A 12,168-nucleotide genomic window follows, 5' to 3' on the forward strand; every position below is an offset into this window, starting at 1 on the left:
CCGATTCCTTTATCAGGCACGAGAAAACAGCCTGATGTCCGGAAACATTTTCAAGGCAAGGAAGCCGATAATCTTCAAGGAGGAATGTCATGTCTCTTGTTATCAATCACAACCTGATGGCCATGAACGCGAACCGTAATCTGGCCATGGCCTACAACAGTCTGTCCACATCCACCAGCCGCCTTTCTTCGGGTCTGCGCGTTACCGGCGCGGCCGACGATGCGGCGGGTCTGGCCATTCGCGAACTTATGCGTGCGGACATCGCGTCCCTGAATCAGGGTGTGCGTAACGCCAACGACGCCATTTCCCTGATCCAGACGGCCGACGGCGCGCTCCAGGTCATCGACGAGAAGCTGATCCGCATGAAGGAGCTGGCGGAACAGGCGGCCACGGGTACCTACAACTCGGATCAGCGCCTGATCATCGACTCCGAGTATCAGGCCATGGCTTCGGAAATCACCCGTATCGCCAACGCCACGGACTTCAACGGCATCCATCTGCTGAACGGAAATCTTTCTTCGAAGGATGCCGCGGTTGCCAAGTGGGGCGAAAGCCACGACGGCAGCAAGCTTGAGGCCAAGGGCCCCCTCAAGGTGCACTTCGGCTCGGGCAACGATTCGGCTGAAGACTACTACTACATCGCCATCAGCAACTCCACTGCTTCGGCTCTGGGCGTGGGTAACAGCGCGGACACAAAGTCCGACGGTTATTCCATCTCCACCCAGCAGGGTGCGCAGAAGGCTCTGGACGCCATCAATCGGGCCATCACGTCCAAGGATAACATCCGGGCCAACCTCGGCGCGTTGCAGAACAGGCTGGAGAATACCATCACCAACCTGCAGATTCAGGCCGAAAACATGCAGGCGGCGGAATCCCGGATTTCCGATGTGGATGTAGCCACGGAAATGACCAACTTCGTCCGCAACCAGATTCTGACCCAGTCTGCGGTGGCCATGCTGTCCCAGGCCAACTCCCTGCCGCAGATGGCTTTGCAGCTCATGCAGGGATAATTCGGGTAGCCAGACGTTTTGTCTCCGGCCGGGTCGCGGATGCGGCCCGGCCTTTTTCATCCTGAAATATCCTTCTGGCATCAGGATTGCTTTGATCCGGCAAATACATTCACCGCCGAGACCACAGGGTTTGTCATGGCTATCGATCTGAGTTCATCCATCGCATCTTCCGGTTCTTCCCAGGGCAGGACCGCGGCTACGCCACGCCCGCAGGCAGGCAAGGACATCAATCTGACCGGGGCGGCCTCTTCCGGCTCCATCCGCTTCACCGGGCTCGGCTCCGGCTCCGACTTCGACTCCATGATCACCAAACTGATCGAGAAGGAGAAGCTCCGCACCAAGCGGTTACAGATCTGGAGATCCGAGTGGAAAACCAAGAGTGAGGAATTCGACAAGCTCTCCGCGGCCATGCGGACATTGAACGGTACGCTTCAGGGAATGAACACGCCGGATGAGTTTCTGATCAAGAAGATGGCCTCATCCAACCCCGGGGCTCTGACCGCCAAGGCTTCCAGCGGAGCGGAAGAAAATTCCCACACCGTGGACATCGTGTCTCTGGCCACCAGCGACATGCATATGGGTTCGGCAATTTTTTCCTCGCGGGATGCGGTGATCAGCGGGGGCGGCGCAGGAGTTTTCACCTTCGTTTATGGCGGCAGGCAGGTTTCCGTGGATATCGGTCCCGCCACCACGCTGGCCCAGTTTGCCGACCTGATCAATTCCGACCCGGATAACCGCAATCTTGTCCGGGCCGGCGTCATCAACGACGGAAGCGGCTACCGGCTTCAGATCAGAGGACTGGAGCCGGGCGCGGGCAACGATTTCATCGTGGACGACACATTGACCACCGTACCCAGATTTTCTTCCGGAGACTTCATCCGCACCCAGAAAGCGGGCAATGCCCAGCTCAAGGTCGATGGATGGCCGAACTCTCTGACCCCCACGGCGGATGTGCTGAAGGCAACCACCTCGTACACGGCGCCCACCGATGCCCTGGGCGCGGGCGGTACATTCAGGTTCGCCTACAACGGAGCGATTCATACGGTGGCGGTCACTGCCGGACAGACCCTTCAGCAGCTTGCCGACGCCATTACCGCCACCGGTTCCGGGGTGACCGCGTCCACAGCGATTGTGAACGGAAAAGTGGAGCTGACTCTGACCGGCCAGCCCGGCTCGGCCAACCAGATATCCATCGTCAATTCTCCGGGCACGACTCTGACCGGCATGCAGGCCCACGATTTCAGGCAGGAAACCGGGGCCACGGACGGATACATCGAGCGCCCCGGCAATACTGTTTCCGATGTCATCACCGGCGTGGAGCTGAACCTGACCAAAGCGGGGGAAAGCGTTACCTTGGCCGCGTCACTTGACAGCGAGGCGGTCACGGAGCGGGTGCGGACCTTCGTGAAGGAGGTGAACGACGTTCTTGGTCTGATCCGGAATCAGACCAAGGTTACCTCCGTGGGAGAGCGGACTTCCGGCTCGATTCTGACGGGCAACTACGGCGTGCAGATGATCCAGCAGCGTCTGAAGAGCATCCTGGCTCAGAAGGGCCTGGGCTTCGATTACGATCTGGATCCGCTTGTGTCTCTGGCCAGTGTCGGCATCACCACCGACTCTTCGGAAGGCTCGCCCACGTTCGGCCTGCTGACCTTCGACGAGGGCACTTTTGCTTCGGCTCTGCGCGGCAATCCCGATGCCGTGACCCGGATTTTCAGCGCGGACTATACTCCTTCGGCCAAGGAGATTGTAAACGGCCAGGCCGTGGAAGCCCAGAGTTTCAGGGTCGAGTCCTTCATTCAGGGCGTGACCCGGCCAGGCGATTTCGACATCAGCTACACGGTTTCCGGCGGGGTCATTGCGGCCGTTCCACCGCCCACCATCAACGGTCAGCCGGCCAATATCGACGGCAACAAGCTGGTTGCCGCCGGAGGCGGAAATCCGGCCAGGGGCCTGTCCATCGAGGTCGTCAGACTTGTGGACGGCTCCTATTCCGGGCAGGCGCATCTCAAGGCCGGAAAAGCCGAGGAACTGTCCCAGGAGCTGAAGAAGCTGACAGACCCTCTGGCCGGACCTCTGGAAATATTGAAAGACAACTATCAGGACATCATGGACGCCATTGACAGCAAGATCGCCTATGAAGAACGGCGTCTGAGTCTGCTCGAAAAAAACATGCGTCAGCGTTTCGCCAATCTCGAAGCGCTGCTCGGCAAATACGACAAGATTTCCTCCCAGCTCAAATCGCAGATAGGCAGCCTGGGCGGCGGTTCAAAATAACGGGAGACCAAAATGCACAAAGCGGCCAGCGCCTATATGCAGACGCACGTGACCACCACCACTCCGGGGCATCTGGTGGTCATGCTTTACGATGGAGCCATCTCCTTTCTGGAGCAGGCCAAAGTCCGGATGCAGGAGAAGAACTACGCCCAGAAGGGTATCCTCATTTCCCAGGCCCTGGATATCATCGCCGAGCTCGACGGCTCTCTGAACACGGAAAAAGGCGGCGACATCGCCCGGAACCTGCACAGTCTGTATGCATACTGTAACTCCCGCCTGCTTCTGGCCAACCTGCGGATGGAAACAGAGCCCATTGACGAGGTCATAGGCATTCTGTCTTCCTTCCGGTCCGCTTTCGCCGAGATATCCAGAGTCCCGCCGCATCCGGCGTCCAGGGCCGCCGTGCAGTACGCACGCTAGGGCGGGGCTTTTCCCCGGAGACGGTTTTCATGTGCGGTATCGCCGGCTTTTTTCATCCCAGCCATATTCCTTCCGATCCGGGCGTGCTGCGCGCCATGGCCGGAAGTATCGCCCATCGCGGGCCGGATCACGAAGGCCTGTATCAGGACAGCTACTGCGCCCTGGCTTCCAGACGGCTGGCCATTATCGATCTGCCCGGCGGCAATCAGCCTGTCATTCATCCCGAAACGGGTGCGGTGCTTGTCTTTAACGGTGAGATCTACAATTTCCGGGAGCTGCGCGCGGAACTGGCGTCTCTGGGACATGTCTTCCAGACCCGCTCCGATTCCGAAATTCTGCTGGCCGCCTATACGCAGTGGGGCGAGGACTGTCCTTCCCGGCTGGTCGGGATGTTCGCCTTCACCGTCTGGGAGCCCCGCGACCGGCGGCTTTTTCTGGCCAGAGACAGGATGGGCAAGAAGCCGCTTTTCTACACGGTTCTGCCTGACGAAACCCTGGTCTTCGCATCGGAAATAAAGGCGCTTCTGAGATTTCCCGGCGTCGCGCGGCGGTTTAACCCCGTGGCCATGGACCGCCTTCTGGACTACGGATTCAATCTCGCTCCATCCACATTCTTCGAGTCCATATTCCAGGTCATGCCCGGCTCCAGCCTGCTCTGCACGGGGAACACGCGCCGGGAGCGGATTTACTGGCGGCTGCCCGAGGAAACGGCGGCCCTGTCCGAAGACGAAGCGGCGGACGGCCTGCGCCACCATTTGACCGAGGCCGTACGCGCCCGGCTGGCGGCGGACGTGCCCGTGGCGTCGTATTTGAGCGGCGGCATCGATTCCAGTGCCGTGACGGGACTGTACGCCCGGCTGTCGGGGACGCCCGTGCACACCCTGTCCATCACCTTCGAGGACGCCGGGTATGATGAGCGCCATTTCGCCCGGCTGGTTTCGGACCGGTTCGGTACAAGGCATCAGGAGTTCGCCTGCTCCATCGGGGAGCACGAGCTGGAAAATCTGGTCTGGTATCTGGAAACGCCGCTGGTCACCCTGCTCAATCTGCCCCTTTATCTGCTCTCCCGCCAGATTCGGAGCATGGGCTTCAAGGTGGTGCTGTCCGGGGACGGTGCCGATGAAATCCTCGGCGGGTACGACTATTTCAAACTTCTGAAGCTCATGGCCTTTATCGGCCGGAAGGAGACACCGGGCCGGGCCGATCTTCTGCGCCGGGTCTTCCCGGCCCTGTCTTCGCCGGTTCAGGCCTGGGCGCAGTACCGGACGCTCAAATCCTACCCCGTGACGCATCCGGCCCTGCCCTATCGTTTTCAGGTCTTCCAGTTCAAAGACCAGCTCCTTGCTCCGCTCTTCCACGAGCGTCTGACCTCCCGCCGGGGAGAGCGTCTGGGCGAACTGCCCGCTGTCCCTAAATCCGCTCCGATTCTCAATCAGGCGCTTCTTTTCGAAGCCCGCATGCGCCTGCCCAACCTGACCCTGACCCTGGCCGACGCCATGAGCATGGCCAACTCCGTGGAATTGCGTTCACCGTTCATGGATCACCGGCTGGTGGAATATGTTTTTTCCCTCCCGGCCCATTACAAGATGCGCGGACTGAATGAAAAATTCCTGCTCAAGAAAAGCATGCGCGGCGTGTTGCCGGGGACCATCTGGCAGCGCCGCAAACAGCCTCTCGCTCCGCCATCCAAATGGTTCGTCCGGCGTTTCCGTACTGCGGTGGGGGATGTGCTCTCCGCCCGGACCGTGCGCGAAAAGGGCTATTTCCGGCCGGAATTCATCGACCACATGCTGCGGGAGTTCGACGCGGACAGTCCCATGGATTACAGCGGCGTACTCATCGTGGCCTTTTTTCTGCATCTTTTCGATGATCTCTTTCTGCGGCCCGGAAGGGGCCTTGGTTGCTAATCGGAGCGGGAGCGGGTATCGGTTGCGCCCAAGAAGGAGACAGCCTGTACCATGAAAATCACCTGCCCCCAATGCGGTTTTGCCCGCACTGTCGACGACGAGATTCTGCCCCCCAGGGCAGTCATGGCTACATGTCCCAAATGTGCCCACCGGTTCAAATTCCGGGACCGTCCTCCACAGTCTGAGCCCGCAGCGGATCCAAACCTTCAGGAAGAAACGTCTGAACTGCAGACGCAGACGGTTTCGCCGTCTGCGGAGGCTGCTCCCGGCCCCCGGCCCGTGCCGCAGCCTGAACCCGCTGCGGAAGAAGACCTGTGGGAAAATCTGGAAGCACTGAGCGAGGGTCAGGAAGACGCCCACCAGGATCATGAGCCGGAAGCCTCGACGCCGCCCGCGTGGGAGAAGAGCGGGGCGGCTCCGGTCCAGGCTTTTGCCCAGACGGTTCTGGACGTCCTGTCCGACCCCCGGCGTTTCTTCTCCTCCATGCTTATCCGCCGGGAGCTGCTGAAGCCCCTGCTTTTCTTGCTGCTTATCGTCGAGGCTGTGGCGCTGTCCCGGGTTGTCTGGCAGATGCTGGATATTCTGCCTCCCGGAGTGATGATGGACGGGTTCGGCCAGAACACGCAGGCGGTTCTGGCTCTCATCGTGTACCCGTTGCAGGCGGCCGTGGCGTTTTTTCTGGATGTGGGCGTAAACCATCTGCTGCTGCGGGTGTTCAATGCCGACTCCAAGGGTTTTTCAGGCACCTTCCGGGCGGCAGCTTACAGCTCAGTGCCCCTGCTTTTTCTGGTCGTGCCTTACATTGGTCTGCCCATCGGGTTGATCGGGTTCATGGTCTACAAGTTCTTCGGTTTCAAATACGTTCACCGGGCGGGCACGCAACAGGTTCTCGCGGTGCTGACCATCCCCATACTGCTGGGGCTGATCGGCCTTGTGCTCATGATTCTTCTGTTCAGAAACACTCCGGTGGTCTGACGGCGGGTCTGCCCCTTCAACCAGGTGAACCTGCGGGTTCACGCGAGGTATCATGATCGGCATTTCGAAACTTTACTGCGGCACGGTGGAACCCTCCGACGCCTTGCGCTACGGCCGTCATTCCGGCAAACTGCCGTCCCACCTGCTGCAATTCGCCAAGGATAAGAAACCCGTTGTGGTCTGGAACATGACCCAGCGATGTAATCTCAAGTGCGTCCACTGTTACGCGCACGCCGTGGAGCCGAGCAGGCACAAGGATCCCATTTCCACAGACCAGGCCAAGGCCATTATCGACGATCTGGCGGCCTTCGGCGCGCCGGTCATGCTTTTTTCCGGCGGTGAACCCCTGGTTCGCGAAGATCTGGTCGAACTGGCCAAGTACGCCACATCCAAGGGCATGCGGGCCGTCATCTCCACCAACGGGACGCTGATCACCAAGGCCAAGGCCAGGGAACTCAAGGATGTGGGGCTCTCTTATGTGGGCATATCCCTGGACGGAGCCGAGGAAGTGCACGACCGTTTCCGCGCCGTGCCCGGCTCGTACAAAATGGCGCTCAAGGGCGTGGAGAACTGTCAGGCCGAGGGCCTCAAGGTGGGTCTTCGCTTCACCATCAACAAGCGCAATGCGGCGGAAATTCCGCACCTTTTCGACCTCATCGAGGCCATGGAAGTGCCTCGCATCTGTTTCTACCATCTGGTCTATTCCGGGCGCGGATCGGAGCTGATCAAGGAAGATCTGGATCATGCCGAGACGCGGGCCGTGGTGGACCTGATCATGGACCGCACCCGTGCCCTGCACGACAAGGGCCTGCCCAAGGAAGTGCTGACCGTCGACAACCACGCCGACGGCCCTTACGTTTATTACCGGCTGCTGAAGGAAGACCCGGAGCGCGCCGCCGAGGTCATGGAGCTGCTCAGGATGAACGAAGGCAATTCCTCGGGCCGGGGCATCGGTTGCATTTCCTGGGACGGTTCCGTGCATGCCGACCAGTTCATGCGCCATATCACCTTCGGCAATGTCCTGGAGCGCCCCTTCTCGGAAATCTGGACCGACCGGAACATCGAACTGCTGCACAAGCTGAAGGACAAGCGTCCGCATGTGAAGGGCCGCTGTGCCGCGTGCCGCTTTCTGAACATCTGCGGCGGCAATTTCCGCGCCCGCGCCGAGGCCTATTACGACGATTTCTGGGCTCAGGACCCGGCCTGTTATCTGACGGACGAGGAGATCACGGGCGAGCCCCTGTGAATGTTTCGCGGGGCTTTTCCCGCATTCCACCGGGGATGCTTCCCGTCCCCTTTTTCTTTTACGGACCGGCCGATGAGCGCATTGAGCATGAGACAGAATCCGGACGCAGGCGCGCGTCTTTCGCGGTCATGAACCGCGTGGCCATTACCGGTATCGGCGTTATCTCCACTCTGGGCAACGACACGGATACGGTGTCCCGGGCTCTGTACCGGGGACGGTCCGGCATTGTCAGCGACCCCGAGCGGCTTCGGCGCGGTTTTTCTTCTTCCCTCACCGGCGTCGTCAAAGATTTTGATCCTTCCGCCTGGCTGAACCGCAAGCAGCTGAAGACCATGCCGGATTTCGCCGTCATGGCCTATGCCGCTTCCATGGAGGCCGTCAGAATTTCCGGACTGGATCCCGATGACCTGCGCGATGACCGTACCGGTCTGGTTTTCGGTTCCGATTCCAGCTGTCTGGCCGCCCTCGAACAGGTGGAACTGCTTAGGGAGCGCGGGGAAACGGCGCTCATCGGCAGCGGGCTGGTTTTTCGCTCCATGACTTCCTGCGTGACCATGAATCTGAATACGCTGCTCGGCACCCGCGGAGCGTGCTGGACCATCAGTTCGGCCTGTTCCAGCGGCGGGCACGCCGTGGGCCAGGCGGCGGATCTCATCGCTTTGGGCCGCCAGGACCGGGTTCTCTGCGGCGGGGCGCAGGAGATCAACTGGGAGTCCATGTGCAGTTTCGACGGGCTGGGCGCGTTCTCGGCCCGGCTGGATCAGCCCGAGGCGGCCAGTCGTCCCTTTGACCGGGCGCGTGACGGACTGGTGCCGAGCGGCGGGGCGGCCGCAGTGCTGCTCGAAAATTACGATCTGGCCCGCAGGCGGGGAGCGCGTATTCTGGGAGAAGTGGCCGGGTACGGCTTTTCCTCCGATGGCGAGAGCCTGTCCGTACCCAGCCGGGGCGGTCTGGCCCGGGCCATGACCGCTGCGTTGCACGCGGCCGGGCTGACCCCGGACCGGATCGATTATATCTGCGCCCACGCCACCTCCACGCCCGCCGGAGACCGGGCCGAGGCTGAAAACATCCTCGATGTGTTCGGACCAGCCAAGCCTTGCGTCTCTTCCACCAAATCCATGACCGGGCACGAGCTGTGGATGTCCGGGGCCTCGCAGGTGGTGTACGCCACCCTCATGGCCAGGGACGGCTTCATCGCCCCCAGCATCAACTTCGAGGAACCGGACGAAATTTCGGCCGGCCTGAATATCGCGGCTTCGGTCATCGACCGTCCGCCGCGCACGGTGCTGTGCAACGCGGCGGGTTTCGGCGGCACCAATTCCTGCCTCGCACTGCGGTTTGGGACATGACGCCCCGGTTCGTAGTCATCGGGGCCGGTGTTTCCGGCATGAGCGCGGCCCTGCTGCTGGCCCGGCACGGATACGCCGTGACCCTGGTGGAGAAATTTCCCCTTCCTGCGCCCACACTGCGCGGCTTTTTCCGGCAGGGGGCGTACTTCGACACGGGGTTGCACTATCTCGGCGCTTTCGGGCCGGGAGAAATTCTGGATACGTACTTCCGCGCTCTGGGCCTGACCGGACTCGAGCGCCGGCCTTATGCGGCGGATGGCTTTGATTGCATCCGCTACCCCTCACTGAACGCCGAATTTCGCATCCCCGCCGGTTATGACCGGGCTCTGGAGACCCTGGGGGCCGCCTTTCCCCATGAAATTCCCGCCATCCGGACCTATCTGGCGGCTGTGCGAAAGGAGTTCGATGCCTCTCCGTTTCTGAATCCGGACCGGCCTTTTCGGAGCGCCGGGCTGGCCGCTATCGGCGACAGCAGCACGCTGGCCGGATATCTGGATTCCCTGACGGACGACGCGCTGCTCAAGTCCGTTCTGTCCGTGCACTGTCTGTTGCATGGCGTGTCCCCGCAGGAGGTGGCCTTTGCCCACCACGCCAGGGTCGTGGGCTCGTATCTGCAATCCGTGCACGGCGTGGCGGGGGGCGGCCTGAGCCTGGTCCGCGCGTTCGAGCGCGCCCTGCGGGCGGCCTCGGTGGAACTGCGCTGCGGGTACGGAGCGCGGCGGATACTGCTGGACTCCGCCGGAACCGTCCGCGCCGTGGAGACTTCGGATGGCGGCGTTATCGAGGCTCGGGGCGTGCTGTGCACCGCGCATCCGAAATTTTTGCCGGAACTTGCGCCCGAAGGCTTCCGCCCGGCCTACCGGCGGCGCATCAGGGCCCTGACCGACACTCCCTCTGCGTACATGCTGTTCGGCCTTTCCGAGCCTGTCGGCGTTCTTGAAGGGCGAAACCTCTTCATCTGCCCGGAGACGGATGTCGCCGCGTTTTTCCGGCCCGGCCGGACGCCGGAGCAGGGGCCGTTCTACGCCGTGTCCGGCGCGGAAGCGGGGAATGGCAGGCGGACCGTGACTGTCATCGCGCCGGGATATATGGATGATGTGGCGCAATGGGCGGATTCGCGGCCGGGCAATCGCCCCGGAGAGTACGGGCGGCACAAGCGCGCCCGGCTTGAGGCCATGGCCGGGGCTGTGCTGCGCCATGCTCCGGAACTTGCGGGCGTGTCTTTCGTGGATGGGGCCACGCCGCTCACCCTGCGCGATTTCATGCACGCTCCGGCGGGCAGTCTGTATGGCGCCGGGCACACGGCGGGACAGTTCAATCCCGCACCCGTTACGCGCATTCCGGGCCTGTGGGCGGCCGGACAGGGCGTGGTCGCTCCGGGCGTGCTGGGCGCCGTGGTCTCGGCCTTTCTGGCCTGTGGCTGCGTGATCGGGCATGATATTCTGCGGGGGGAGGTGCGCGCATGCCGCTGAGGCGGGTGGTCATCACCGGGCTTGGGGCTGTTTCGCCTTTGGGCCTTGGCGTGGAACCGATGTTTGCGGGGCTGCTGGACGGGGTCAGCGGCGTTGTCCGCGTGCCGGAACTGGAGCATATTCATGGTCTGGGGCCGAGAGTGGCCGGGCTGGTCCGCGATGTGGACGCCAGCGTTGTGCCGCGCAGGATCAGGCGTTCCATGTCGGCCATGTCGGTTTTTTCCCTGTTTGCGGCGCAGGAGGCCTTGGCCCAGGCTGGGGTGGACGCGGAGACGGTCGCGGGTGGCAGGCTGGGGGTGGCTCTGGGCTCCACCGTGGGCAGCGTGTCCACCATGGAGGAGTTCTTTATGCAGTATCTGCCCGGCCAGAGCGTGGAACACACCAAATCCATGCTGTTTTTCCGCATCATGAGCCATTCCTGTGCATCCAATCTGGCTCAGGCCCTGGGGATCACGGGGCGTGTTCTGGCTCCGGCGGCGGCCTGCTCCACGGGGTGTCAGGCTGTGGGACTGGGTTTCGAGACCGTGGCACTGGGCCGTCAGGACATGATGCTCTGCGGCGGGGCGGACGAATTTCATCCCCTCACGGCGGCTACCTTCGACACCATTCAGGCCGCGTCCACAAAATACAACGACACTCCGCAGCGTACGCCGCGTCCCTTCGACCGGGACCGGGACGGTATTGTCTGTGCCGAGGGTGCGGGTGTCCTGCTGCTGGAGGCTCTTGATTCAGCTCTGGCGCGTGGCGCGGACATCCTGGCCGAGGTGGCCGGATTCGCATCCACATCCGATACAACGAGCATCGCGAGCCCGGACCCGGAGCCGGTCCGCCGGTGCATGGAAGAAGCCCTTGACCATGCGCGTCTGCGCCCCGAAGACATCGGCTATGTCAACGCTCATGCGACAGGCACCGTGCAGGGCGACGAGGCCGAGGCCAGGGCCATCGAGCGGCTTTTCGGGGCGGCCACGCCCGTTTCCAGCCTGAAGGGGCATATGGGTCATACCATGGCGGCCAGCGGGGCGCTGGAACTTGCCGCCTGTGTGCGGATGCTTGTGGCCAGGCGGCTTGCCCCCACCCGCAATCTTGACAATCCCGCGCCCGAATGTTCAGGCCTGTTCTTGCCTCGCCGTGTTCTGCCGTTGGAATCCGGAGCGCTCATCAAGAACAATTTCGCCCTGGGCGGAGTCAATTGCTCGGTCGTACTCAGGAGATTCACCCATGACGAATGAGGAAGTCATCGCGCGCACCAACGCCGCCATTGCCACGGAATTCGAGCTGGACCCGTCGGCTCTGAAACCGGAGGCGTCCTTCAAGGATGATCTGGGGCTGGACAGCCTGGACGCCGTGGACATGGTCATCGTGCTGGAGCAGGAATTCGGCGTCAAAATAGGCAAGGATCCCCGCATCGCGGCCATCCGCAATCTGGCCGACCTGCATGCTTTCATGATCGAGAAGAAACAGGCCATGGACGCCTGAATTCCCATGGCCGCACGGCGTCCTTTCCGGGAAATG

The 12,168-nt window shown here is 61.9% G+C and carries 10 protein-coding genes; all 10 read left to right on the forward strand.

Translation table 11 applies throughout. The annotated features are described in order from the left end of the window. Window positions 1–89 precede the first annotated feature (89 nt). The 10 genes from AXF15_RS06200 to AXF15_RS06245 all read left to right on the forward strand — a co-directional run bounded on the left by AXF15_RS06200 (window position 90) and on the right by AXF15_RS06245 (window position 12,132). The gene (locus AXF15_RS06200; protein ID WP_066604781.1) at window positions 90–1,010 is read left to right on the forward strand and encodes a flagellin N-terminal helical domain-containing protein; all 921 of its coding nucleotides are present in this window, start codon (window positions 90–92) and stop codon (window positions 1,008–1,010) included. Window positions 1,011–1,145: 135 nt separating this feature from the next. Next, entirely contained in the window at window positions 1,146–3,287 is a 2,142-nt protein-coding gene (fliD, locus tag AXF15_RS06205; RefSeq protein ID WP_169793611.1) for a flagellar filament capping protein FliD, read from the forward strand. Window positions 3,288–3,299: 12 nt separating this feature from the next. Continuing rightward, window positions 3,300–3,707, forward strand: coding sequence for a flagellar export chaperone FliS (gene fliS / locus AXF15_RS06210; protein WP_066604786.1), 408 nt, complete (start codon window positions 3,300–3,302; stop codon window positions 3,705–3,707). Between the two features lie 29 nt (window positions 3,708–3,736). Continuing rightward, window positions 3,737–5,614, forward strand: a complete 1,878-nt coding sequence (gene asnB / locus AXF15_RS06215; protein WP_066604789.1) for an asparagine synthase (glutamine-hydrolyzing) — start codon at window positions 3,737–3,739, stop codon at window positions 5,612–5,614. A gap of 51 nt (window positions 5,615–5,665) precedes the next feature. Then, complete coding sequence (locus AXF15_RS06220; RefSeq protein WP_066604792.1) at window positions 5,666–6,589, forward strand: YIP1 family protein; 924 nt, start codon at window positions 5,666–5,668, stop codon at window positions 6,587–6,589. Between the two features lie 52 nt (window positions 6,590–6,641). Further along, window positions 6,642–7,835 (forward strand): 12,18-didecarboxysiroheme deacetylase, encoded by a 1,194-nt coding sequence (gene ahbC / locus AXF15_RS06225; protein WP_066604795.1) that lies wholly within the window; start codon window positions 6,642–6,644, stop codon window positions 7,833–7,835. Then, window positions 7,832–9,184, forward strand: coding sequence for a beta-ketoacyl-[acyl-carrier-protein] synthase family protein (locus AXF15_RS06230; protein ID WP_335338901.1), 1,353 nt, complete (start codon window positions 7,832–7,834; stop codon window positions 9,182–9,184). Before ahbC ends, AXF15_RS06230 begins: the two co-directional genes overlap by 4 nt. Beyond that, complete coding sequence (locus AXF15_RS06235) at window positions 9,181–10,656, forward strand: phytoene desaturase family protein (protein WP_066604797.1); 1,476 nt, start codon at window positions 9,181–9,183, stop codon at window positions 10,654–10,656. The genes AXF15_RS06230 and AXF15_RS06235 overlap by 4 nt, the downstream gene beginning before the upstream one ends. Next, a complete protein-coding gene (locus AXF15_RS06240; RefSeq protein ID WP_066604804.1) occupies window positions 10,647–11,885 on the forward strand; it encodes a beta-ketoacyl-[acyl-carrier-protein] synthase family protein in 1,239 nt (412 codons plus the stop codon). Before AXF15_RS06235 ends, AXF15_RS06240 begins: the two co-directional genes overlap by 10 nt. Further along, a complete protein-coding gene (locus AXF15_RS06245; RefSeq protein ID WP_066604807.1) occupies window positions 11,875–12,132 on the forward strand; it encodes an acyl carrier protein in 258 nt (85 codons plus the stop codon). Before AXF15_RS06240 ends, AXF15_RS06245 begins: the two co-directional genes overlap by 11 nt. Window positions 12,133–12,168: the final 36 nt, after the last annotated feature.

This window comes from Desulfomicrobium orale DSM 12838 (assembly GCF_001553625.1).
GTDB lineage: Bacteria > Desulfobacterota > Desulfovibrionia > Desulfovibrionales > Desulfomicrobiaceae > Desulfomicrobium > Desulfomicrobium orale.